Origin of the sequence: Sphingobacterium sp. SGG-5 (genome assembly GCF_011043525.1) — a bacterium.
Classification (GTDB): domain Bacteria; phylum Bacteroidota; class Bacteroidia; order Sphingobacteriales; family Sphingobacteriaceae; genus Sphingobacterium.
This window is the reverse complement of the sequence record NZ_JAAKGO010000003.1, coordinates 121,114-146,305: the sequence shown is the minus strand read 5'-3', so window position 1 is coordinate 146,305 and position 25,192 is coordinate 121,114. Positions and strand designations below refer to the sequence as shown.

Genomic DNA, 25,192 nt, shown 5'->3' with positions numbered 1-25,192 from the left:
TAGATAATCAAATTTTATACATATGAAATCAGTAGGAATCATCATCAGTATCATAGCTATGTTAGGGCTAATCCTGGTAGCTTTTGTGTTAGGAAATGCATATAAGTATAAATTTAAAGTCAGCAACAGTATTAATGTGACAGGTAATGCCAAACAGAATTTTGAATCGGATATTGTCAAATGGACAGCAACATATAACCGTAAATCGATGGATCTCAGTGCGGCTTCCGAACAGTTGAAACAGGATAGGGAACTGGTGAAGACCTTCTTGCTTCAGAAAGGGATAAAGGAGAATGAGATACTTTTCAATGCGGTGAATATCAACAGGGAGTTTTCCTACCATACCGACGGGCAGGGAAACAGTTCCAATACTTTTACCGGCTATAGTTTAACGCAATCGGTCAGTATCGAATCCAAAGAAGATCTGGATAAGGTCGATAATGTATCCCGTGAAATCTCCGCTTTAATATCGCAGGGCGTAGAATTAAGTTCAAATGCGCCCAACTATTATTACTCCAAGTTGGAAGATCTTAAATTAGCGTTGATTGGTGAGGCCTCGCAAAATGCGAGATCCCGGGCGGAAAACATCGCGAAAGAGTCGGGTAGCAGCCTGGGCGCACTCCTTAAAGCTGATTTGGGTGTATTTCAGATTACAGGCCAGAATGACAACGAAGAGTACTCCTATGGCGGTGCATTCAATACGACATCGCGCTATAAAACCGCGAATATCACCGTACGTGCGAGTTACAGGCTGTAGGATTTATGCTGTAGGCCGTAGGCTTTAGGCGCCGTAGGCTTATAGCTTATAGCCTAAAGCTTACTGCTTATAGCTTACAGCCATTAAACATTAAACCGGAAGTGCATGATATCACCGTCTTCCACAATATAGGATTTACCTTCTACGGCAAGTTTACCGACTTCTTTAACGGCATTTTCTGAGCCATATTGCACAAAATCGTTGTATTTAATCACTTCGGCGCGGATAAAACCTTTCTCAAAATCGGTATGTATCACGCCTGCCGCCTGCGGAGCAGTGAAACCCTTTTCGATGGTCCAGGCCCGTACTTCCTGTACACCGGCAGTAAAATAGGTCGCTAAATCGAGCAAAGAATACGCTGCACGGATTAATTTATTGACACCCGATTCCTCCAATCCCAGATCGTCCAAAAAGAGCTGACGTTCTTCATAACTATCCAACTGTGCAATTTCGGATTCAATCTGTGCGGATATAATCAATACTTCAGCATTTTCTTCCTTTACGGCTTCTTTCACCCGCGCGACGTAGTCATTGCCGGTATTGACCGAAGCTTCATCAACATTGCATACATAGAGTACAGGCTTTACCGTCAACAGTGACAGATCCGCAATAAATTCAAAATCATCTTCAGAAATAGGTGTAGTACGTGCTGACTTACCCGATTCAAGGTGTTCTTTAACAACAGACAGGATTTCATAGGTTTTTTTTGCCTCTTTATCTCCACCGGTCTTCGCCATTTTCTCCACTTTCTGGATACGTTTTATAACGGTATCCAAATCCTTCAACTGAAGCTCCGTATCGATAATTTCTTTATCCCGGATGGGATCCACCGAACCGTCCACATGCACGACATTTCCGTCATCGAAACAACGGAGCACATGAATAATCGCATTCGTCGTGCGAATATTTCCCAAGAACTGGTTGCCCAGCCCCTCTCCTTTTGACGCTCCTTTTACAAGGCCCGCTATATCGACAATTTCTATGGTATTGGGCACAATACGCTGGGGATTTACCAACTCCGCAAGCTTATTCAGCCGTTCATCGGGAACGGTGATAACACCCACATTCGGTTCAATCGTACAAAACGGAAAATTTGCCGCTTGCGCTTTTGCGTTCGAAAGACAGTTGAACAAAGTAGATTTACCAACGTTTGGCAAACCTACGATACCACATTGTAATGCCATAAAAGTAATCGTATTAAAAATTGAGGCAAACTTAGAGAAAAAGTACGGCATTTACGAACGGAATGTTAAATGATAACACAAAGATCTTAAGTTGCCGGCATAGCAGCAAAACATAACGAGTTAGCTCAAATAACACCAAAAACACCCATCTATAATAAAAATAACGCTTCAACTAGTTTTTAAATCCCAACTTTTCATCAAAAAGGATAAAAAAATATAATATTTTACATCTTTTTTGAAAAAAATTATAAAAAAACCAAAAACATACTTTATTTTTGAACAGATATTAACAAGAAAACATAAACATCGACAAAAAAAATACCTCAAATGTCAAACTTTAGATTCGAATCAGTAAATGCAGCCTCTGCAAGACACGCTTCTCCGGAAGAAAAAGTAGAAACCAAACGTGCATTAGACATTTATGGCAAAAATGTATTCAGTATTGCCAAAATGAAAGACTATCTTCCGAAAACGACGTATAAGGAGCTAACGAGAACTATCGAAGAAGGCGAACCTATTACACGCGAAATTGCGGAGTTTATTTCTCAAGCCATGAAAGCTTGGGCCATAGGTAACGGTGTATCCCACTATACGCATTGGTTTCAGCCGCTGACCGGTTCGACCGCAGAAAAGCATGATGCTTTCTTTGAACCAGATGAAAATGGGGAAGCGATTGAAAAATTCACGGCGGATGCACTGGTTCAGCAAGAACCTGACGCATCGTCATTTCCAAATGGCGGTATCCGTAATACGTTTGAGGCACGAGGTTATACGGCGTGGGATCCGTCATCCCCTGCTTTCATTTATGAAACATCGGCAGGTAAGACATTGTGTATCCCTACTGTTTTTGTTTCTTATACGGGTGAGTCATTGGACTACAAGGCACCTTTATTAAAGGCGATAAATGCCATCGACAATGCCGCTACAGAAGTTGCACAATATTTTGATAAATCGGTAACTAAAGTCAATCCTTCATTAGGAATCGAGCAGGAATATTTCTTGGTGGACTTGGCTTTATATCATGGTCGACCGGACCTTCAATTTACCGGACGGACGTTATTTGGACACATGTCTGCAAAAGGTCAACAGCTGGAAGATCACTATTTCGGCGCTATTCCAGAGCGTGTATTGGCTTTTATGGTGGACCTGGAAAATGAAGCCTTAAAATTAGGTATCCCGTTGAAAACGCGTCATAACGAAGTAGCACCATCGCAATTCGAGTGTGCGCCGATGTTTGAAGAAATCAACTTGGCTATCGACCATAACCAACTGTTGATGAATCTGATGGAACAAGTAGCTATCCGTCACAACTTCAAAGTATTGTTGCATGAAAAACCTTATAGTGGTGTAAATGGTTCCGGTAAGCACAACAACTGGTCCTTGATTACCAATACGGGGGTCAACTTGCTTTCTCCGGGGAAAACGCCGAAAAACAACCTGATGTTTTTGACATTTTTCGTCAACACCATCAAAGCGGTATATGAACACGCCGATCTGTTGCGGGCCTCTATTGCAAGTCATAGTAACGATCACCGATTGGGTGCCAATGAAGCACCTCCGGCCATCATATCCATATTCTTAGGCTCCAAGCTAGACGAATTGCTGGAAGAAGTGGAATCAGCACGTGTAGCCAAAAAAGTGAAATCGGAAGCCAACTTGTGGCATGGTATTCCCAAAATACCGGAATTAAAATTGGACAACACAGACCGTAACAGAACATCTCCTTTTGCTTTTACCGGCAACAAATTTGAATTCCGTGCTGTAGGTTCTTCGGCAAACTCTGCATTGCCTATGACGATATTAAATGCCATCGTCGCTGCACAATTGATTGAATTTAAGGCAGAAGTAGATAAACAGATCAAAAAAGGCACCAAAAAAGATCTGGCTCTTCTGAATGTTGTACGCAAATACATTAAAGATTCGAAAGCTATCCGCTTCGAAGGGAATGGATACAGCGAGGAGTGGGCAAAAGAAGCAGAAGCACGAGGTTTATCTAACATCAAGTCAACGCCTAAGGCACTGGATGTCTACGTCACGGAAGAATCTTTAGCATTATTCGAAAAATTAGGTATCTATTCCAAACGTGAATCGGAAGCCCGCCACGAAATTTTGTTGGAAAACTTCTACAAAAAGCTGCAGATTGAAGCGCGTGTCATCGGCGATATGGTCAACAGTCAGATCGCACCGGCTTGTTTCCGTTATCAGAATGAATTGATTACGAATGTTAAAGGTTTACAGGATTTGGGGTTAACACAGGAAACTTATTCTTCACAGCTCAACCATGTGGAGCGTATCTCTACGCATGCCAATACCATCTTGGAAAAGGCAGAAGAAATGCGCCAAGCTCGCAAAAAGGCTAATAACATCGAGGATGTACGCGAAAGAGCAATTGCCTACGATGAGATTGTGAAACCCTATTTCGATGAAATCCGCTACCATGTCAACAAGTTGGAAAAAATCGTTGATGATGCTAAATGGCCCCTTCCAAAATTACGGGAATTGTTATTTATCCATTAATAACAGCGGTAGCAGAAACATCATAAAAGAAGCTGTTTCGAAAGTAATCTTTGATTATTTTTGAAACAGCTTTTTAAATATGTACAATATAATTTCTATTTTCGAACATGAATGTGATCGGAATAATACCAGCGCGATACGAATCCTCGCGCTTCCCGGGTAAACCCTTAGTGGATATCGGAGGACAGACCATGATACAACGGGTGTACCAACAGGCCAAGCATGCGCCTTCCTTAAACGAGGTTATCGTAGCCACCGACGATCAACGCATTTACGACCATGTAAAAAGCTTTGCCGGAAATGTGATGATGACAAAAGACACCCATCAATCCGGTACAGACCGCTGCGCTGAAGTTGCCCGGCATGTCGAAGGTTTTGATATCGCTATCAACATCCAGGGTGACGAACCTTTTATTGATCCACAACAGATCGATCTGCTTGTATCTTGTTTTGAAAATCCCGGAACAGAGATAGCGACGTTGGTCCGGAAAGTCGAAGCGCTTGATGAACTGACCAATGAAAATAAACCCAAAGTGGTGTTGAACAAAAAAGGAGAAGCCATCTACTTCTCCAGACAAGCGATTCCTTTCCTAAGAGGTGAGCCGATTGAACATTGGCTAAGCAAACGGCCTTTCTACAATCATATCGGTATTTATGGCTATAGAATTGACGTACTCAAGCAATTGAGCGACTTACCCGTGTCGGATCTGGAACGTATGGAATCATTGGAACAACTCCGTTGGATAGACAACGGTTATAAAATTCAAACAGCCCTCTCTACCCACGCCAATGATTCGATCGATACGCAAAGTGATTTAGAACAAATTCTTCAAAAATATTTTTAATCCTTTCTTTATCTCTCACTCGTCATGACAAAAAGTAATACACAGCACGCAGCACGATACGAGGAATTACTTCAATTGTTGGAAAACCGCTTTAAGGCCAACATGGACCGCCATAAGGGCATCCGATGGGAAGACGTACAGTCGAAGCTACAAACACAGCCCGAAAAATTAGCTTCCCTCCGTGACATGGAGGATACCGAAGGCGAACCGGATGTAATCGGCTACGACAAGAAGACGAATGAGTTTATCTTTTGTGATTGTTCGCCCGAAAGTCCGAAAGGAAGGAGGAGTGTATGCTACGATCCGGAAGCGCTGGAGTCCAGAAAACAACACAAACCTTATAACAGCGCTATCGGCATGGCTGCAGAGATGGGTATCAACATCCTGTCGGAAGCTGAATACCAGGAATTGCAACGGCTTGGCAAGTTTGACACCAAAACCTCCAGCTGGATAAAAGCGCCTACAGAGGTACGCGAGCTTGGCGGCGCTATATTTGGAGACCGACGCTTTGGACGGGTATTTATCTACCACAATGGCGCCGAATCATATTATGGAGTCCGCGGATTTAGAGGTTCGTTAAGAGTATAACATTGAAAACAGCTACCCGATACTAAAAATTCGGCTTCAACAAATACTTGTCATAAAAACGGAAGATGTGCTCTACAGCTTCTTCAGCGGTATCAACGACACGATACAACTTGAGGTCTTCTGCCGAGATATAGGTGCTACTTAACATCGTCTTGTTTACCCAGTCCAAAAGCCCTTCCCAATAAGCTGAGCCGACCAGTACGATAGGAAACCGGGCTATTTTCCCTGTTTGAATCAAGGTTATGGCCTCGAAGAGCTCATCCATTGTACCAAATCCACCAGGCATAACAATATAACCCTGTGAATATTTCATGAACATCACCTTGCGCACAAAGAAATAGTTAAATTCTAATAATTTATCCCGGTCGATATATTTATTGTGAAACTGCTCGTGAGGTAACTCAATATTCAATCCGACAGATTTTCCACCTGCGCTATGCGCACCCCGGTTGGCTGCTTCCATAATTCCCGGGCCACCTCCCGAAATGACACCATACCCCTTCTCCGCCAGCAGGCGGGCGATTTCCATGGTCATCTGGTAATAATCATGTCCCTCCGCCGCCCGGGCAGACCCAAAAATGGATACACATGGACCTATCTTCGCCAACTTCTCAAAACCATCTACAAATTCGGCCATGATTTTAAAAATCTGCCATGAATCTTTAACCTTAATCTCTTGCCACGTCTTATTTGCAAATGAATTTCTGATCCTGTTTTCTCCTGTCATATATATTATTCGTTATAGCTGCTTTGAAACATTCTAAGATAATCAATTAACCGCACTTACTCAATACCTCTGGTTGCAGCTGCGCTATAAAGGTTTTTAGAAAAGGTAATTCGACTATTTCTTTTTCATCCATCAAGCTACCATTAAAGACAACGATATCTAAATCGATGACACGTGGTGCATTTTTATTTTCCGTACGAATTCTACCCATCAAAGCTTCAATTTGCTTCAGTTCGCCTTCCAATTCAAACCAGGACAAGTTCGTACGGAGCAACACTGCCCCATTCAAAAATTCATCCTGCTCCTCAAACTTCAAGGGCTTGGTCCGGATAAATGCGGTACGTTCTACGACGGTTCCCAATCGCGTGAGGAATTCCAGCGCTTTCAACATATTCGCCTCGGGCTGAATGTTGGAACCTAAGGCAACCAGCACCGTATGGAATAGATCCTTACTCGATAAGCTAACCATAACGTTGTCCGCGAAACGCAAAGCATGGGGTTTCTCGACCTGCACACAAATATCCACTATCGATGGGCTGAATGCAGCAATAGTTTGATATAGGGTTTCAGCCAAGGTTTCGATCAAGTGAAAGGACTGGTTGTCTACTTTTTTAATAATCAGCTTGGTCAGGCTCTTATAGTTTACGGCATGCTGTACATCATCACTTTGTGTTGCCATCGCAGCATTATATTTGAAGGAAAAGGAAACAACCACATCTTGCAGTTTTTCTTTCTCCCAGTCCAAATATCCGATGTAGGCACGCAAACGCAAACTATCTACACGTATTGTCAGCAATTTTAACGAAGATGAAGAGTTATTATCCATAGTTGCATGTATTATTTTATGCTATCAAATTCTTGTTATTGCAGCGTCACAATGCCAGATGCTCACCACCATCGATATATAAAAACTGGCCGGTGACAAAGGAACTTTCCACCAAAAACTGAACAGTCCGTTGGATATCCTCGACACTACCGATCCGTTGGAGTGGAATACCCGAAGCCAAGTCTAGCAGATACTGTTCATCCTTACCTTCCGGAGGAAGGATAAGTCCCGGACAGATCGCATTTACCCGTATAGTGGGTGCCAGGTGCACAGCCGAAATCCGTGTAAACTCGCCAAGCAGCTTTTTGCTCAATATATAGTCCAGGTGTCCCGTACGGTCTTTTGTCACCTTGGTATCTAAGATATTAATAATTGAGCCTTCTCCAAATATCCGGGCAAAGGACTTGGTCAACAGGTAGGCACCATCAAAATTACTTTTGATCTGTTTAGACAGCATGGTATCGCCAAGGTCGTCAAAACCTGATGGCACAAAATCGGAAGCACTGTTTACCAAGACCTCTAATATGATTTGTTGCGCTTTAAGATCGGCAAACAAACGGTCGAAATCATTAGTCTGCAGGAAATCAAATTGCATGACATGGACTTTCCTCCCCATTCCTTCAATTTCCTTCTTTAAGCCTTCGGCTTTCTTCCGGGAATTCTTATAATGCACCACGACATGATACCCCATAGCGGCCAGCTGTATAGCGATACTTTTGCCAATCCGGTCTGCACTTCCCGTAACCAAAGCATATTTATTCTGTTCCACGACGCATTTCAATTTATTTCTTATCCGAATGTCCCAACGACTTATCGGGGCTGACCACATCCCTCACCAATTGCTTCAGTTCTTTAATCTCGGGAAAACGTCCCTCCCTCTTGCGGTCAAAAATGATGGACTGCTCAACACGGACCTGATACCGTCCATTGACCTCGCTAGGTACCAAAGTGATGCCATAGACATCCTCCGTAAAGGTAGTCAGTAGCTCCTGGGCCATATATGCTGCACGTAGCATCCATCCACATTTCGGGCAATATTCTATTTCAATTTTAGGTCTCATGTTTTAAATTTAGCAAAAATGTACAACATTTTATCTAAGTTTGCACTATGAATTTCTCATCGAAATTATTGCAGCGTGCCGTAGATGAATTTGGTAGACTGCCCGGGATCGGGAATAAAACAGCCCTACGCCTGGTGCTCCACTTACTAAAGCAACCCGATGCAGATGTCAAGCGATTTACAGAGGCCTTGGACCATCTAAAAGAACATATTCAACATTGTGCGGTCTGTTTTAATATTTCGGACGCTACTGTATGTGAAATTTGTAATGCCGTCAAAAGAGACAAATCGACAATCTGTGTCGTAGAGGACACAAGGGATGTCATGGCCATTGAAAATACGAACCAGTACCACGGTGTTTACCATGTGCTAGGAGGGCTCATTTCGCCCATGGATGGCATCGGTCCTTCGGATCTGAAAATTGAAGCTTTAATTAACCGTATCCGGCAGGACAATGTCAACGAGGTAATCCTTGCGCTGAGTGCAACTATGGAAGGCGACACGACGATCTTTTATTTATACCGTAAACTGAGGGAGTTCAACATACAGATCAGTACCATTGCCCGAGGTATCGCCTTTGGCGGCGAACTGGAGTATGTGGATGAAGTTACCTTAGGACGTTCCATTATGACGCGGGTGCCTTATGAACGTCACGTAGGCTAATTACCTTTGAGACAGTATCTTATAGGCTATTGACCGAGTATACATACTCTAAAGCAATAATTTTCTCGCTTAATATATTGATACGTTTGCGATTGCCTATGATTTCATAAGCCACAATAAGTTGATTCTCATTTTTTTCGACACCTTTTCGGAGAGGTTTGATGTTATTGTCCCGCATAAACTGCTCCAGTTCATACATCCGACCTATTGCATGGTCAATGAAAGTGATGTGCATGGTTCGGACAAAATAGATATCAGCTAACAGATCTTCCATCTTCTGAAATAAAGACAAAACGATTACCATCAGAACCGTCAAAAATATGCCGAACTTAAATTCGCCAAAGCCAATGGACATCCCAATGGCAGCCATTGTCCATATCACGGCGGCTGTTGTCAACCCCTGTACAGAAAATTTTCCTTGGTAAATAACGCCGGCACCAAGAAAACCGATACCCGTCACGATATTGGCTGCGATACGATCATCCGAGATATTCCCCATCCGGGAAATCAGCGTAAATATCGTAGCACCAAAGCAAATCAAAATAACAGTACGGAGGCCGGCAGATTTATTTTTATACTCCCGTTCGAGCCCGATAACAGATCCACAACCAATCGATAGCAATATCGCTTGGACATACTCTTCCTGCACATATGCAATGACTTCCTCCCACATTCCTGTTTTTATTTACTTTAATATTTCCATTTTAGTTGTTGAAAAACCTTGGACCATAACCAAATAGGTCCAATAGCCAACAATCTCACAAAATTCCTGCCGTTTATATGCTCCTCTTTCCTTGCAATAAGCCAGAGCGCAAGCAGCGAGAGTCCGGCAATCAAACTACATACCCCTACGACAGTCGGCCCTCCATCCCGTTCGACGTATTCCAACTGCACAATGAAAAAACTCATGATTCCGATACAAAAAAGAACGGCATAAGACAAGGTGGGTGCAAGCTTCAGATAACAGTAAATGATGATAGCGATGAAGAAAGAGCCCCAATTCAGGAAGGTGTGAGCATTTACCCGAACCAGAAAATCAAACTGTGGGAAAGGGATCATCCATATTAATCCCATGACCCCAAAAAACGCTAATGCCAGAAATAAAGCATATAATCCTTTGCTCCCTTGCTTATAGGTCTGATCCAATTCATAAAAATAACGATCAACAGGTCGGTCAAAATGTGGTTGTTGTTTGGTGTTTCTCCCTTTTTTCTTCATATTCCCAAACTTAGATAAACTTGCTTTTATATGCAATTATTTTTCAAGGCGCGATTCACTGTTGACATACTGTTGTCAAACCACTGCATTAGTTTTGTCTTATCGTAAAAAAACAAAACATAATTAAGCATGAAAACAATCACTATTCTACCCAAAGAAGACATTCTCAACCACTGGTTGGGTCATCGGAACCTAACGCGTCGCGTTATCGAAGCATTTCCTGAAAAAGAGCTATTCACGTTCTCATTAGGCGGAATGCGCCCGTTCGCTGAACTCGTTAAGGAATTGTTAGCCATAGCAGCGCCCGGTCTACGGGGGATCGTTGCTAACAGTACGGAGGGTTACAACCATGATTTACCCTTACAGACCAAAGCAGAACTTCTCGCTCAATGGGATAAAGACACCCCAATAATCATTGAATTGTACAATCAGATTCCTGACGAGCGTTTTCACGAAAACTTCAATCTATTTGGTGAATATGCTTTTCCAATTATAGAGAATATCCAGTATTTTGTAGATAATGAAATACATCATCGCGGACAAGGATATGTTTACTTAAGGGCATTAGGAATTGAACCACCTCATTTTTGGGAAAGGCAACAATAAAATCAGAGGTTTAGGAAGCGGATTTTATTCCGCTTCCATTTTTTTTAGGTAAGCGTCGAGGAGTGCTCTGACCTGTTTTTTAAGAGCCAGTGGTTCCAAAATCACAGCCTCATCGGCATACATCAGAAACCAACGGGCAAACTCCCCGTGTGCATTTCGGGTTTTAAAAAGCATTTCTACATTTTCACCTTTCTCCATCTCCTCTATGAAACCATAATATTTTCGTTTCCATGTCAAATAGCGGGCAGCCTTTCGGGACACACTAATCCGGACTGTCTGCACCTCGGTCGTGTCTCCTTTTTTCTCTAAGTAAAAAGATAAGGGCTTATATTTTCCTACAAAGGGAGTTCCAGATAGTTCAATTTTATGTACCCTATCTAACCGGAACTGTCGGACTTCGTTACGGCGATGACAAAATGCCATGAAATACCAAAAATCATCTTCCTGGAAAATCCCGATAGGTTCAATCCGACGCTCCGTTACAACCGTGCTTTCGACAGATTTATAAGCTAATGTCAACTGGCGCTTCTTCGCGATACCTTCAAATAAAACAGCTAAGGCCGAAGGAACATCTTTATTGAGGAAATCTTTCTTTTTATTGATGAGTACTTTATCCTCTACGTGAGCGAGATGTTCTTTATCCGAATACCGCAGAACAGCCTTCATTTTTAATAGCGCATTACTGAAATGTTGACCTATCTCTTTGTCCAGATAGTGCTGCATCAACTTTTCAGCGACAGCAAAACTCAGCGCTTCATTTGGTGTAAAAAGAGTAGGCGGAATTTTATAATCGCTTATCAGCGAATAGCCAATTCCAGCTTCACCATAAATGGGGACACCGGCATTTTCCAAAGTCTTGACATCCCTATAAATCGTTCGTAGACTCACTTGAAACTTGTCCGCCAAATCCTGCGCTTTTACGACAGGCTTAGCCTGCAAGTGAAAATAAATAGCCAAAATCCGGTCAAAACGTTTTTCAATATCCATCTCTCATTAATTAGGTATACAAATGTAAAAAAAGCAGCGAATCAATCACTAAAGAAGAAACCGTTGATCAAAAGCCATTGGGGTTGATCGTACTATTCGTATACGTTTTGCGTCACCGTGTAATGGGTTGATGAGGTAATTATGTTCGAACGGAACAATAGCACTCGGCACTTCGAGGACAGCTGCTTTATGTTGGCGCACAAAGGTTTCCCCAATGGCCTGTGTAATCTTCGTAGCTGGCTTGGCATCCCAACCTAAAGGCAACTCATCCATGTTGACTTTTAAAATCAGCATATCATCCGGGATATCGATTTCAACATAATATCGGTCTTGAGGCATATCTTCACTCCAGTCTAAATGTACAGCAACCTCCAACATCGATAATGCCCGACTATCCGCAGTATACACTAAACGGGTATGCAAAGGATTCCAGCGGAAACCGGAAGACAACGCCGCTCCCAGTCCTTCCAATGTGCTGTGCAAATATCGTTCACGCTCTATTCGGTAAACCCGCATCAGGCAAATACTCCATACTCCAGTCTATCCAGACATGACCGGACCTCTTGGATGCCTGTGACAGTGTCTAAGAGGCTATCGGGCGCATACCCACCGAGCGATATATTAGGCTTCTTGAGCCAGCGTTGGAATTTTTGCTCCTCGCCGTTGAATACATCCACGCCGTAACTTATGAGCTCTTTGATAAGCAATATCAACTCAGTATTATGGCTATCCAGTAAAGATTGCTCATTTTTCTTTTTGTTGTATGTCGTCTGAGGCATTCTTATGATGGAAAGCACAGACTTTACCGGGATATTAATTTTCTTGCTTAATTCCTCTATAGCTTCAAATGGAAGACCATTACGTATGATCTGCACACGATCTAACATATTGATCCAGGGGTTTGCAACGCCCGGTACCCAAGCCATAGCACCTTCCTTAGCTACATTGGAGATATCTTCTGGTATATGAAACGGCCTGGTATTTGTAGTTTTCTTTGCCATAACACAATAATTATATTGCTAATGTACAACAAAAATGCTACTTTATGAAATATTTTTCTTTTTTACATATCAGAAGTGAGGCCCTCTCATTTGAATTATAGCATCTTCATGCCACCCACACGGTACCGCAACCCTATCTCATGCGTATTGTTGGATATACGTTGCTTTGTCGTGCTGCTACCAGGGCTAAACTGATAGCTGTACCCTATTCCAAAATTGCCCATATTGACCTGTGATATACCTGAAAGATCACCTTGGTTCTGCACACCCAGACCGATACCGAACTTCTGCGCAAAGAATGCCAGTGCACTTACATCGTAACGAGGCGTGATGCCCTCCATATGACTCACAATAAAGGATGGCCGGATATGGAAACCCTCGCCAATGCAGAACAAAGCTCCGCCTGTGATGTAGTACACCCGTTGAAAATCATAATCAAAATTATCGTTCTTATTCCACACAAAACGAGGAATAGAAATACCCACGTAGTATCTACCCTCCCGAAAATACGATGTCCCTACGCTCAGCATCCCCTGATTACCGCGAATGTCCTCCCGGAAAGAAGGATCTTCCGCATCTAAGGTAGAAAAATTGCCATTGTGTATCAAAAGCCCTCCCCCAACCGAAAGCCCGAGGTACTCGTCCTCCGAAAGGCGGACTGCGCTAGCAATATAACCACTCAGCTCATTATCCCGGATCACGCCCATAGTAGCCTGCTTAACATCGACACCCACCGTTATACCCAAGCGTTTGACTCCCACATGGCCACTTGCCCAGTACGAGCGCGGCGCACCGTCCAACCCCACCCACTGCAAGCGACTTAATATGGCTGCACCACCATCGGGATCCATTAAGCTCAACGAGCCGTTGAATGAATTGCGTAATTGTCCCAACTGATTGTAGCTCAAACCGTGTTGCGCCTGTCCTAAGAAAGGACAGGTCAACAACACAGCTGCAACGAATAGACTGTTAAGGGATTCTTTCATTGTTTTATCTTATATTTAATGTCCAAATTATCTACTTTCTCTTCACTTCGAAGAAACCCTTTATTCGCTCCCGCCGTCCATCTACCGTTACATCCAGATAATAAAAATATGTACCGTCATTCAACTGCTCACCAAAGAGTACATGACTTCCATTATCATACCCTGCTATATCTGCGAGGATATTTCCTCCGGCGTCAAAAACGATAAATTTATTTTCGGGATAATTTTCGATTCCGTCAATAAATAAGAAATCATTGACACCGTCTCCATTTGGCGACAATGCCTTATGTACACGTATCGGAACGTTCTTTTTAGGAGATTCGACAACACGGATCGCTGTACTCACCGGAGCTGCCGCCTCATAGTTTTGGTTGCCCTCCTGCGTAGCCGTAACCGTCACCACACCCGGCCCCTGTAAATGAAGATCTGTTCCCGACAAAGTAGCTACCGAAGCGTCGTCTACCTCGATCGTGACCGGAAGTCCGCTGCTCGACGATACCGTCAACGCTTGTATGCCTACATCAAGCGACAATTCCTCAGGCGCTACCAACGTAATTTCCTGAGGAGACTTATTAATGGTAAAGTCCGATCCAATAAAAGCTAGGGCATAATTATCCGCTGAAAGTGTACCTTGCTTAATCGGATAAGAACCTACATCTTCCCCGATATCTCTCGACAATGTCCCCGAAAAGATCGTATTATTATCACCAGGAAGAAATCCACTTGCGGTGTAGGTCAGAACCGGATCTTCAGCCCCGTACACCTTTTGCTGCTCCGGTTTGGCGATTATGGTCAGCATCGGTGTGATATCGTCATCTGTAAATGTAATGGCATAGCTCCCGACTTCTTCCTTCCAACTACCACTGATAATCGTATTTTTCAAGATAGGGTGACTGTCCGGATCATTGAATATCCCATCTCCATATCCACTCTCTGCCCTATTATTGCTTATGGTAATATGCCTCAGTTCAGGACTACTACCTTGATTATATAATCCTCCCCCATACATCGCTTTATTACCGGTTATGGTCAGGTTTACCAACGCGGGACTTCCTTCATCATTATATATCCCTCCCCCATTTGATGGATTATGACCTGCAGTAATGATAAAACCATCCAACGATGCGGTAATATCCGTACCCGAACCATTGACTACCGTATAGCTATTGTTTCCTTTGAGCTCTTGATCGACATCTGTTATCACTGCTGCGACGTCATTGCCATCAATATCACCGGAAAGAATAGTCACGTTCTTCGCCCAATCCCGCTCTGTAAGTACTGCCTCCACCCCTGAAAAACCTCCATAGACTTTCACACCTTTTACCAATTGGAAGGTGGCGTTGCGATTGGCGGTATTTGTGGTAGGTAGGTATCTGCCGGATGTCACCCAAATTTGCAGTGGGCCATCGGCTTCAGCGTCCCAGTTGGAGCCCGCCCAGGTCAATGCTTCTGCCAATTCTCCCATTGCATGGGTCCAAGATGACCCGTTTCCTGCACTGCCCTTTTTTACAAATAGGATATTTTCGGAGGACGGTGTCTGGGCGAAGACAGCTTCACTGCAAAAGCAGGAGAACAGAAATATCAACAATAAGTTGGATTTCATAATTTATTGATTATGTATAACTTTCACATTTGTTAACTTCGGTGAACCGCCGTTGATATTGCAGATACCATCTCCTTCGGGAGATATATTCCCGGTAATCACCAGGTTTCTTAATGTAGGCTTGCCATTTGAATTATACACCCCACCTCCGCATGTCATCCCATTTTTCTCATCAGCGGTACCGGCTGTAATCGTAAAACCGTCAAGTACCGCAGTTGGACTCGTTTGAGAACCGGTAACCACGGCATAGCTATTCTTGCCTACAATTTCCACGGCTGGGTCAGTAATAACATCCGCTTTGTCATTACGGTCGATATCTCCCGATAGTATAGTTATATTCTTTTCCCAATCGCGCATGGATATATCACCTTCCGTACCGGCCTCTCCAGAAAAACCACCATATACCTGTACGCCATTGACCAGCTGAAAAGTTGCTTGGCGGTCACTGGGATTTGAGGTCGGCAAGTATCGTCCTTTGGCTACCCAGATCCGGAGCATACCCTCGTTTGCCGGATCCCAACTCGACGCCCAAGATAATGCTTCAGACAGTTCTCCTAAGGCATTAGACCAAGACGACCCATTTCCATTACTGCCTGCTTTCACATATAGTATATTACCCGATCCTTGTGTTTGTGCGGATAAAAAGGATACCACAAAAATTAACATAACTGTTCCTAAAAAAAATGTTTTCATCGTGTTATAATACTTTTTAGAATAACCTTTATTTCCAATTTGATTGTCATAAACTATATTTCATTCGTCGGCTTTTCTATTCCGATCTGCTGAATTCAAAACGAGTTAATAACTCAAACTTTTCTCCTTTCTCAACCTCATATTTACCCGAATAATCGAAATACACCTTGTTATATAATTTGGAATTAGACACCCATAAACTGCTATTCGGTAGGATATTTTTTCGCTCAACGGTGACACTGAATTTATATTGATCTCCCCATAGTGTCATCGAAGATGATTCTTTATGACGTCCGCTGGGCCCCAAGGGATTGCTATGACCTTCCTGCGATACATCAAATACTGCATCGATGTCATCTCTTTTTGCTTTTGAGGTAATATTTATTCCGTCTTGATCCCTGGCTACAGGCATCATCGTCATATAAGAATTGCTCAACGACTGTGCACTGAGCCACGTTATGGATTGGTGGAATTCAATAAGCCCATTTTCTTTAAAGTCCCATTTCTTGATTATATGAGCAATTTTATCGGATGTGCTATTAAAGGCGTATAGATCAGACTCTTGTATAACATAAAAACTATGGAATGGCTGAAGGGCAAGGTCCTCTGTTTCAGAAACAACTTTGTCATTCACAACAAACTGCACAGAAGTTTTTCGTTCGAAACCGTGATTAAGCCCTCCGACAAAGTCATTTCCTATCTTAAGTGCTGTTTCCCATTCTCCTGGATTAACAATCCTTACTGCTCTACTGCCGTCTTCCTTACTTCCAAATGCCTCCCAAAGCTGCCATATATCATAAAAGCTCGTCTTACCCGGAATATAGTCCCGCTCCACATGTCGAAAAGTCAATTCGATCCCTTTGTCTGTATAAATATTTACGGTATGCTCATTTTTGACGAGCTTACCCCTTTCTTTTTTAACTGTCTCCTCTCTTTTTTCATCCGATATACCATCTTGATCAGATAATACCGGTGTATGCGCGCCGCATGATAGAGTCCAAAATACACATAGGTAGCAAAGGACACCTTTAATTGAAAAGTTATTGTTCATTTTTTTTGTTCGTATTATAAACTTATCACGGAATATCATCCCAATCGTCGCTTCTAAATGAGGATACCGGTTGCCCGTTGATACCAAATAGTGTGGACTCCGCATAATTCTCGAAGGCGTAGCGCACAGCTATCGGATGGCTCACCTCAGGTGACGAAAGTTCAACCGAATTCAAAACTATTTCTGCCTTTGCCGGATAGAAAACACGATCTTCCCCGGCAATTTTAAAATTATTCAGCTCTCGACCGAACGTATTTAAGCCGTCTTTTGCATAATTAAAGCGAACGATAAGCTTTTCATCGATTTGATTAAGTGACTTGAATTCGGGACTCCGATAGGATAGCGTATTAAATCCGTATAGATTAGCCAGCGCGATATAAGCTAAGCGTTCTCCCGGTGTTTTTTTATCTGCACAATGCAAGATATCCTTTTCGCCGGCATCCATTAATACAGCCATTGCGGTATTAGGTTGATTTTGGGCTATTTTCAACTGTGCCTCTCGCATGAAGTGCGCCAATTTGAATGTATAATGGTCATAAGGTGTAATTTGACAAAAATAGATCGGAAAATCTGTTTGCACATTCCATTTTTCTATCCAGTCCTGATGCATGGCTTTGAATAATGCAGGATATTTTTTGTAGTCCCTTTGACTAGACTCCCCCTGATACCATATTACTCCTTTGATAGTATACCCCGCAATAGGATGTAGCATACCGTTATACATCACTGTGGCACGTAGTGGCGCTACTCTTCTATTGGGTTCTTCTGTTGGGATTCTTATTTCCGGAAAATCGGCTAAAGCCTTTTTTGACATCCAGGCTTCGATTTTTGACCCACCCCAACTTGCATGTATCAAACCGACTGGGACGTTTAGTGTTTTTTGTAACAAACGCCCAAAATAGTAGGCTGTAGCAGAGAAATCAGCTGTTGTCTCCATGCTCGCATTTTCCCATACCCCATCGCAATGAAACAATGGTACCAGGGAACTATTTTGTTTGACCGTAAAAAACCTTAAATAATCATTTTCTGAAGCAACAATATCCGCCAAGGAGCCGGAGACAGGTTGGTTAAAATATCCCTTCATAGGCATATGCATATTAGACTGACCACTGCATAGCCAAACCTCACCTATAAGAACATCTTTTAAGACAATCTTCTCTCTTTCTCCCACCAATGTGACTTCGTACTTCGTAAACGAAGCTTCCGGTGTGGAAACTGTAATTTTCCATAAACTATCGACACCGACAGAAGTTCCGTAGCTCTTACCGTTCCAGCTTGTTTGGAGAATAACTTTCTCCTTTGGACTACCTTTTCCCCATATTTTCACCTCGCTCTTTTGCTGCAACACCATGCCGTCCGTAAAAACACGAGGCAATACGAGAGATGCTTTTGCTGCATGTAGTCCACAACAGAACATGACTAACGAGAGAAAGAATATTTTTCGCATATAAAGGGTGATCTGATTTTAAAGAAATCTCCGAAGTCCTGCTGCAACAAGACTCGGAAATTTCTATCTCATTATTGGGTATCCTTAGTTCTTTTTTACCATACTAACATCTGTAAACAGCATGCCCGAATTCTTTGTCATACAAGCAATACCTAGATCGAAAGTTTGTCTGTGATTATTTTCTGCTTTGCTAAGAATGATTTCTGCTTTTGCTATTCTTGGAGCAGCAACGTTATTGACAATCTGGGAAAGGTCAAAATCGATAGTATATTCTTTCCACTCGTTGCTCAATCTCGCTTGTTTTAAGCCGCCTGATTGTGCAGGGGTTTCTTGCGGATGGAAACCAGCAAGGGGGAAAAACAATGTTTCTCCTTTACCAGCATTCGCTTTCAGATAAACACCAAAATAAGTCGGAGTATCATGCGTCGCTTTTGCCCAGAATTTTACGGTGTAAACGCCGGCAGCAGGTGCTTTCGCCACGCGTTGTCCAATATAGGAATAGGCATAGCTTACACTAGACAACGTCTGTATGGACGCGACTTTGCCTTTTTCAGCATCTTTTACAACAGACATCACGGCCTGTTTGTCAGAGGTCAAATAAGGAAACCATTTACCCGGCCCCGGTATTCGTCTGCTCATATCGCTCACACTAAAAGAAGCGTCTTCAAATTTCCCATCGGTGATCAGATTTTCCTGCGCATAAGTAGCAGCACATAATGTAAACAAGCAAATTAAAGAAAATAGTTTTTTCATGATTCAAAAGTTATTGTTATTAAAATTTATTAAGTTGTGTTTCGCTGATATCAATTCGGAGAGATTCGCCCGCTTTTATATTGACAATATCTCCATTCGGTAAACTGACGCTATGTGGTTGCTCTTCGACATTAACCAACACGACCGCATATTGATCGTTTTTACTTTTCCAAAGGGCACCTCTCACCGCCGGTGTCGTTCCTGTCGTCGAAGCATCGGCAGGCCAATTCGGTGCCGGCAAGACCGGATTGTCCCCTTGCGGAGTAATCTCTTTCAGCAGATTTCCTCCGACAAAAAGGTCGTGGTTACGTTTGCGGAATGCTACCAAATCTCTGACAAAAGCAGCATTTTCGACCATATTGGAATATTGTGTAAATACTGTTTGTCCGCCGTGGATCTGAGAACCCCAAAGCAGAGACAATGCACTTTTAACACGATAGCTCATGTTGACTTTATTATAAATATAAAAGCCGTAGAGTAATGCACGGTCCGAATATATGATCGGGAATAATGGGACAGGTTCGAAAACGGTTCCCTGTGGGTAATTTACCATCAGAAATAAATCAAACATATCCAGATAGGGTTCTGCATTTTGTTCGGTCGATATCATATTTCCAGAACTCAATTCCGCTCGCACCTCACGAAAGATATCCCGATAAGCATCCACCCAAAACGATCCACCTCCGGGAGCATGATTATGGTTCGGATTCCAGCACGGAAGTGCTCTTGCTGAAGCGACCTGGTCAAAATAAACACCATCTGTGCCTAACTCATCCCCTTGAATCCGACTGGTTAATTCTATCAGCTTTTGTTTCCATACAAGCGAAGAAGGACAGATAACGGCATTCGTCGCACCAGAAGCATACGTTTCTGTATAAGGCGTTAGGTCTTTATTCAAAACAGTTGCTTCTCTTCCACCATCGTTGGTATAGCTTGACGTGGCAACATCCCACAATCGGCCATTGATATAGGGCACGACATGGCTTCCCCTATTTTGTACTTCTTGAATGATACCGGCAAACTCCGGTTTGGCAGGAAAATATTCCGGATATTCGGTATCGAAAGGTGCATTATGCCAATAATACCAGTGGAACGAGGTCTGTGTCCCAAAATAGGTAATCGCATTATGCGTTCTTTGCAATTCAGCCGCACTTGGCGTACTGGCCGTCAACCACAAATCCGAATTGATCAACCACTGCGGATATTGCTTTTCCGTCAGCTTTTTGGCGCCCCATTCTGTCTCGAAAGTAAAAGGCCGGTACCATTTTATTATCGCATCTTCCCAGCCATCGGCTGATAAACCAATAGACGTCGACCAAGGCAAATTGAACTTGCCATTGTTCGTCCATGCTGCTGAAGGAACAATACCGTTTGAAAACTCCACATCCTGGCTGGTCACTCTTGCAGAAAATTCTTTTAAATTAGCTTTGGGATCATGTGTTGCGAAATAGAACGTATTCTTGCTTTCATGCAACAGCATTAATTGTATGGTATGACGGCTGCTTGGATATCTTCCTAAGAACTGTTGATTAGCGATGGTGTTCACATCATACTCAGCTCCCCAACCCGCTGGCATAATCATCTTTTGCTGTGCAGTTTTCTCTAAGGTGATGATGGGGAATGTTAAATTGTCGACCATCCACCCTGTAGGGAATTCACTTCTTATGTCCCAATCGGAGAGGGTATTTCCACGATGGATAGAAACCTCCATAAAGATTTTACCACCGACCGAAGGATATAGCCAGGAAAATACTAAGGATTTTCTATCGCGTTGTTCAATTACCTCTACACCCTGATATTCCGTATTTCGGGAGCTGAGCGTGACTGCTGAGCCGCTAGGATTTACCATACGTAGCTGCCATACCAAATCCTGTTGTCTGGCTACAGACCATGTTTTTCCTTGATTGTGCGATAATCCCAAAAATTTAAAAGTGTCGTCACTTTCGAACTTTAATAAAAGTTCACCATTGCTAAGCGATACCTGCTGCTTATTTTGTATAATATGAAGCGGAGCGTGGGCGTATATCAACGTATTTGAGCACACCACCAAGGCTATAAATAGTAATTTCTTCATTATTACAGCTATATTCCCAGACTGCTAAGTTGTGATTTGTCGACATTGATCCGTGCACATTCACCCGATTTTAGACGGATAGCCGTCTTTGTATGAGGGAAGGTAACACTATGCGGATGTTCGTCTACATTTACCAATACTAATGCATATCCTCCGTCGCGGTTTTCCCAAAGAGCCGCTCTCACAGCTGATGACGTGCCAGTCGTTGAGGAACGGGCAGGCCAATTTGGCACAGCCAATACGGGATTATCGCCTTCGGGTTCGATTTCCCGCAACAATCTTCCACCAACAAAAAGATCATGGTTCTGCTTACGAAAAGCGACAAGACCTTTCAGGAAAGCTGCATTTTCAACCATGCTCGGATATTGGACAAATTCGATACGCCCGCCGTTAAGCTGCGCACCCCACAAAAGTGTCAGCGCATTCTTTACACGGAAACTCATATTCGGATCGTTGTAGATATAAAAGCCATAAAATAGTGCCCGGTCTGAATAAATAATCGGAAATAAAGGCACGGGGCGATAATCTTTACCTTGCGGATAATTAACCATCAAGAACAGGTCGAACATATCCAGATAGGACTCGGTATTTTGTTCGGTCGATACTATACTGTTGGGCCTCAACACGCCCCTGACGGATTTGAAAATCTCTCTATAACCGTCTACCCAAAAAGATCCGCCTCCCGGAGGGTGATTGTGATTTTCATCATAACACGGAAATGCCCGTGATGCAGCTACCTGATCGTAATATACACCGTCAGCCTTTACCACATCGCCCTGTATCTGCTTAGTCAATTCGACCATTTTCTGCTCCCATATTGAGGTAGAAGGACAAATAACTGCATTGGTAGCACCCGAAGCATACGTTTCCGTATGTGGATTTCCGTCCTTACCGATAATAGTCGCCGCTTTTCCACCGCCATTTTCATAACTTTTGGTTGCTACATCCCACAATCTCCCGTTAATATAAGGCACGACATGGCTTCCTCTGCCTTGAATCTCTTGTATAATCCTGTCAAATCCCTCTTTAGCGGGCAGATATTCTGGATATTGGGTATCAAACGGCGCTTGATGCCAATAGTACCAGTGAAAGGCAGTTTGTGATCCAAAATAATCTATTGCCTGATGAGCACGGTCTCGCTCCTTGTCCGTCACATGTCCTCCGACTAACCATAGATCCGAGTTGAGCAACCACTCCGGATATTTCTTTTCCGTAATCTTTTTCTTACCCCACTCGGTTTCGAATGAAAATGGCCGATACCATTTACTGACAGCATCTTCCCAACCTTTATCGGACAACCCGATCGATGCGGACCATGGCAGACTGAACTTACCTTTATTATTCCAGGAAGCAGATGGTGTAATCACGTTCGAAAACTCGGCATCAAGACTTGTCACTCTGGCAGAAAATGTCTTCAGGTTTGCTTTCGCATCGTGAGTAGCAAAATAAAAGACATCATTTTGTTCACGCAGTAACATCAATTGGGCAGCACTGCGGCTACTCGGGTAAATACTTGAGAACCGCTGATTACCAAGTGTGTTCAAATCATATTCCACCCCCCATTGCATGGGCAGGATCAACTTTTGTGTATCGGTTTTCTCTACAGTAATAATAGGAAAGGTCAGATTATCGACAGACCATTCCGCAGGGAATTCACTCCGTATATCCCAGGCTGACAACGTATTCCCCGTATTGACCGACACCGTCATGAAGATTTTACCCGCTGTGCCGTTAGGTAATGGATATGACCAGGAAAACACCAATGATTTTTTATCCCTCTCTTTGATTTCCTCCACGCCAATGTACTTTGCATTCTGGGAGTTGACCATGATCGGTTGGCCATTCTCGCCTACCATCAGCATTTGCCAGATCAAATCCTGTTGTCGTGCAATAGTCCACGTCTTGCCTTTACTGTCAGCTAACCCTAAAAATTTAAATGAATCCGAACTTTCAAAATTAAGAGACAGTTCACCATTGCTCAATGAGACGGTTTGCGCCCTTTTTTCAACGGTTAGTAAATCGTTTGCATAAAGCGAGGATAGGGATGCGACAAATAATAAAATAAATAAGCTCTTTTTCATGTACTCGTTTTTGTTCTGTAATAGTATGATGTGTTTGTTGTTTAATAGTTATTGTATATTCTCCATATCGTTATTTTATATCATCCCAATCATCTGTCCTAAAGGAGGAAACCGGTTGTCCATTGGCACCAAAAAGGGTCCCTATAACAAAATCTCGAAAAGCATACCGCACAGCAACCGGTCTGGGCACTCGTGGTGAACTTACACCTACCCGTGCTCTCGGTAATATGTGTGCATTAGCAGGATAGAATTTTTGATCTTCACCAGCTATCTCAAAGTTGCCGATGCTATCCGCTGTACCTCCGTTAAGCACGCTCAAACCTTGCTGTATATTGTTGAAGCTCACAATTACCGTATCATTGATAATATTGATAGATTTAAATTCAGGACTTTTGTAAGGCAATTGATCATATCCATACGTTTCTCCTAAAGCAATATAACCAAGCCGATTGCCCACCACCTCCTTATTACTCGGGTGAATATTGTCTTTCTCACCGATGTCCAGTAAAACAGCCATCGCTGTGCTCGGTTGCGTTTTAGCTATTTTTAGCTGCGCATCTCTAAAAAATGCTGAAGCATTTGCTGGATCATTGTACTCAAATGGCGCAAGTTGACAAAAATAAATAGGGAAGTTGCCTATATTCCATGCTTTTATCCACTCTTCATGCATGGTTTTGAAATAATCGGCATAGCTGCTGTACTGTTTTCTATTGGACTCTCCCTGATACCAGATCACCCCACGAATAGCATAACCCGCTATTGGGTGTACCATTCCATTGTATAAAATAGTAGGTGTCCAGTGGCGCAAGTGCTTCTGGGGCTCTTGCACAGGAATTTTCAGTTCGGAAAACTTCTTAACAGCCGATCCGGACATCCATGCTTCAATTTTTGAACCACCCCAGCTACATGCGATAATAGCTACCGGCACATCCAATGCCTGTTGAAGCAAACGTGCAAAGTAATAACCGGTAGCCGGAAACTCATTTGTGGTATTTGGAGACGCAGCTTCCCATTGTCCTTTTACATCATACTCCTCTTTGATGGAACCTGCTCTTTCTATTCGAAAGCAACGGATATTCCTATTGGTAGAGATAGCCGTGTGATGAAGTGAGTTGAGGACAGTCTGCCTGAAATACCCGCTCATCTTTTGATCCATATTCGATTGTCCACTGCAAAACCAGACCTCGCCAATAAGGACATCACGCAATACTTTCTCCTTTTGCGAGGATCGTATCTCTATTTGATAGCTTTTGTAAGAGGCTGTCGGCGTTTGAACAGTAATAGACCAGAGACTATCTCTACCGATGGTAGTGGTATATTTCTTATTGTCCCATTCAGTAACCAGATTAATCTTTTCATCCGGAGCTCCATTGCCCCAAATTTTTACATCGGCCTGTTGCTGCAGCACCATCCCGTCTGCGAAAAAGGAAGGCATGCCCCAGGAAGCAAACGCTTCCTGGGTACACAGACCACAGATCCAAAAAATTAAAATGAATTGTTTAACCTTCATGTCTGGCTTTATACC

General features: G+C 43.0%; 25 protein-coding genes. 6 read left to right on the top strand and 19 right to left on the bottom strand.

Annotated elements, in window-relative coordinates:
- Window positions 1-22 precede the first annotated feature (22 nt).
- Window positions 23-757 carry an SIMPL domain-containing protein gene (locus G5B30_RS05120; protein ID WP_165318900.1) on the top strand — a complete coding sequence of 245 codons (735 nt, stop codon included), beginning with the start codon at window positions 23-25 and terminating at the stop codon, window positions 755-757.
- An 83-nt stretch (window positions 758-840) separates the two neighbouring features.
- Here the strand turns inward: G5B30_RS05120 and ychF are convergent, their stop codons facing one another.
- Window positions 841-1,941 (bottom strand): redox-regulated ATPase YchF, encoded by a 1,101-nt coding sequence (gene ychF, locus G5B30_RS05115; protein WP_165318899.1) that lies wholly within the window; start codon window positions 1,939-1,941, stop codon window positions 841-843.
- Between the two features lie 327 nt (window positions 1,942-2,268).
- Here ychF and G5B30_RS05110 point away from each other — a divergent pair, with 327 nt between their 5' ends.
- The 3 genes from G5B30_RS05110 (at window position 2,269) to G5B30_RS05100 (ending at window position 5,891) form a co-directional block, all read left to right on the top strand.
- Entirely contained in the window at window positions 2,269-4,458 is a 2,190-nt protein-coding gene (locus G5B30_RS05110) for a glutamine synthetase III (protein ID WP_165318898.1), read from the top strand.
- A gap of 107 nt (window positions 4,459-4,565) precedes the next feature.
- A complete protein-coding gene (gene kdsB / locus G5B30_RS05105) occupies window positions 4,566-5,303 on the top strand; it encodes a 3-deoxy-manno-octulosonate cytidylyltransferase (protein ID WP_165318897.1) in 738 nt (245 codons plus the stop codon).
- Window positions 5,304-5,327: 24 nt separating this feature from the next.
- Window positions 5,328-5,891 carry a DUF4256 domain-containing protein gene (locus tag G5B30_RS05100; protein WP_165318896.1) on the top strand — a complete coding sequence of 188 codons (564 nt, stop codon included), beginning with the start codon at window positions 5,328-5,330 and terminating at the stop codon, window positions 5,889-5,891.
- Between the two features lie 22 nt (window positions 5,892-5,913).
- On the opposite strand, the gene G5B30_RS05095 is transcribed toward G5B30_RS05100, so the two are convergent.
- The 4 genes from G5B30_RS05095 to G5B30_RS05080 are packed head-to-tail and all read right to left on the bottom strand — an operon-like array spanning window position 5,914 to window position 8,505.
- Window positions 5,914-6,618: a TIGR00730 family Rossman fold protein gene (locus tag G5B30_RS05095; RefSeq protein ID WP_163873681.1), complete on the bottom strand. Its 705-nt coding sequence runs from the start codon at window positions 6,616-6,618 to the stop codon at window positions 5,914-5,916.
- A 46-nt stretch (window positions 6,619-6,664) separates the two neighbouring features.
- On the bottom strand, window positions 6,665-7,444 hold the full coding sequence (gene folK, locus G5B30_RS05090; protein WP_163873678.1) for a 2-amino-4-hydroxy-6-hydroxymethyldihydropteridine diphosphokinase: 780 nt from the start codon (window positions 7,442-7,444) through the stop codon (window positions 6,665-6,667).
- A 46-nt stretch (window positions 7,445-7,490) separates the two neighbouring features.
- The gene (locus tag G5B30_RS05085) at window positions 7,491-8,213 is read right to left on the bottom strand and encodes an SDR family oxidoreductase (RefSeq protein WP_163873675.1); all 723 of its coding nucleotides are present in this window, start codon (window positions 8,211-8,213) and stop codon (window positions 7,491-7,493) included.
- A 13-nt stretch (window positions 8,214-8,226) separates the two neighbouring features.
- On the bottom strand, window positions 8,227-8,505 hold the full coding sequence (locus tag G5B30_RS05080; protein WP_163873672.1) for a SelT/SelW/SelH family protein: 279 nt from the start codon (window positions 8,503-8,505) through the stop codon (window positions 8,227-8,229).
- 47 nt (window positions 8,506-8,552) lie between these two features.
- Here G5B30_RS05080 and recR point away from each other — a divergent pair, with 47 nt between their 5' ends.
- Window positions 8,553-9,167, top strand: coding sequence for a recombination mediator RecR (gene recR / locus G5B30_RS05075; RefSeq protein WP_163873669.1), 615 nt, complete (start codon window positions 8,553-8,555; stop codon window positions 9,165-9,167).
- Between the two features lie 19 nt (window positions 9,168-9,186).
- On the opposite strand, the gene G5B30_RS05070 is transcribed toward recR, so the two are convergent.
- Together G5B30_RS05070 and G5B30_RS05065 are read right to left on the bottom strand one after the other, a co-directional pair.
- Window positions 9,187-9,840, bottom strand: coding sequence for an MgtC/SapB family protein (locus G5B30_RS05070; RefSeq protein ID WP_165318895.1), 654 nt, complete (start codon window positions 9,838-9,840; stop codon window positions 9,187-9,189).
- A 17-nt stretch (window positions 9,841-9,857) separates the two neighbouring features.
- Window positions 9,858-10,385 (bottom strand): hypothetical protein, encoded by a 528-nt coding sequence (locus G5B30_RS05065; protein WP_165318894.1) that lies wholly within the window; start codon window positions 10,383-10,385, stop codon window positions 9,858-9,860.
- Between the two features lie 129 nt (window positions 10,386-10,514).
- Here G5B30_RS05065 and G5B30_RS05060 point away from each other — a divergent pair, with 129 nt between their 5' ends.
- Window positions 10,515-10,991 carry a DinB family protein gene (locus tag G5B30_RS05060; protein ID WP_165318893.1) on the top strand — a complete coding sequence of 159 codons (477 nt, stop codon included), beginning with the start codon at window positions 10,515-10,517 and terminating at the stop codon, window positions 10,989-10,991.
- A gap of 24 nt (window positions 10,992-11,015) precedes the next feature.
- On the opposite strand, the gene G5B30_RS05055 is transcribed toward G5B30_RS05060, so the two are convergent.
- The 12 genes from G5B30_RS05055 to G5B30_RS05000 all read right to left on the bottom strand — a co-directional run bounded on the left by G5B30_RS05055 (window position 11,016) and on the right by G5B30_RS05000 (window position 25,177).
- Window positions 11,016-11,978: a helix-turn-helix transcriptional regulator gene (locus tag G5B30_RS05055; RefSeq protein ID WP_165318892.1), complete on the bottom strand. Its 963-nt coding sequence runs from the start codon at window positions 11,976-11,978 to the stop codon at window positions 11,016-11,018.
- Window positions 11,979-12,026: 48 nt separating this feature from the next.
- Window positions 12,027-12,494 (bottom strand): RES family NAD+ phosphorylase, encoded by a 468-nt coding sequence (locus G5B30_RS05050; protein WP_165318891.1) that lies wholly within the window; start codon window positions 12,492-12,494, stop codon window positions 12,027-12,029.
- Window positions 12,494-12,979, bottom strand: a complete 486-nt coding sequence (locus G5B30_RS05045; protein ID WP_165318890.1) for an antitoxin Xre/MbcA/ParS toxin-binding domain-containing protein — start codon at window positions 12,977-12,979, stop codon at window positions 12,494-12,496. The genes G5B30_RS05050 and G5B30_RS05045 overlap by 1 nt, the downstream gene beginning before the upstream one ends.
- A gap of 95 nt (window positions 12,980-13,074) precedes the next feature.
- Window positions 13,075-13,965, bottom strand: coding sequence for a PorP/SprF family type IX secretion system membrane protein (locus G5B30_RS05040; RefSeq protein WP_165318889.1), 891 nt, complete (start codon window positions 13,963-13,965; stop codon window positions 13,075-13,077).
- Between the two features lie 31 nt (window positions 13,966-13,996).
- Window positions 13,997-15,568 (bottom strand): MBG domain-containing protein, encoded by a 1,572-nt coding sequence (locus G5B30_RS05035; RefSeq protein ID WP_165318888.1) that lies wholly within the window; start codon window positions 15,566-15,568, stop codon window positions 13,997-13,999.
- Between the two features lie 3 nt (window positions 15,569-15,571).
- Entirely contained in the window at window positions 15,572-16,261 is a 690-nt protein-coding gene (locus G5B30_RS17265; protein WP_206367020.1) for a hypothetical protein, read from the bottom strand.
- 76 nt (window positions 16,262-16,337) lie between these two features.
- Window positions 16,338-17,312: a hypothetical protein gene (locus G5B30_RS05025; RefSeq protein ID WP_165318887.1), complete on the bottom strand. Its 975-nt coding sequence runs from the start codon at window positions 17,310-17,312 to the stop codon at window positions 16,338-16,340.
- A gap of 25 nt (window positions 17,313-17,337) precedes the next feature.
- Entirely contained in the window at window positions 17,338-18,759 is a 1,422-nt protein-coding gene (locus G5B30_RS05020; protein WP_165318886.1) for a sialate O-acetylesterase, read from the bottom strand.
- Window positions 18,760-18,843: 84 nt separating this feature from the next.
- The gene (locus tag G5B30_RS05015) at window positions 18,844-19,512 is read right to left on the bottom strand and encodes a DUF4627 domain-containing protein (RefSeq protein WP_165318885.1); all 669 of its coding nucleotides are present in this window, start codon (window positions 19,510-19,512) and stop codon (window positions 18,844-18,846) included.
- 19 nt (window positions 19,513-19,531) lie between these two features.
- Window positions 19,532-21,586, bottom strand: coding sequence for a DUF6259 domain-containing protein (locus tag G5B30_RS05010; protein ID WP_165318884.1), 2,055 nt, complete (start codon window positions 21,584-21,586; stop codon window positions 19,532-19,534).
- Between the two features lie 8 nt (window positions 21,587-21,594).
- Window positions 21,595-23,667 (bottom strand): DUF6259 domain-containing protein, encoded by a 2,073-nt coding sequence (locus G5B30_RS05005; protein WP_165318883.1) that lies wholly within the window; start codon window positions 23,665-23,667, stop codon window positions 21,595-21,597.
- 70 nt (window positions 23,668-23,737) lie between these two features.
- A complete protein-coding gene (locus tag G5B30_RS05000) occupies window positions 23,738-25,177 on the bottom strand; it encodes a sialate O-acetylesterase (protein ID WP_165318882.1) in 1,440 nt (479 codons plus the stop codon).
- Window positions 25,178-25,192: the final 15 nt, after the last annotated feature.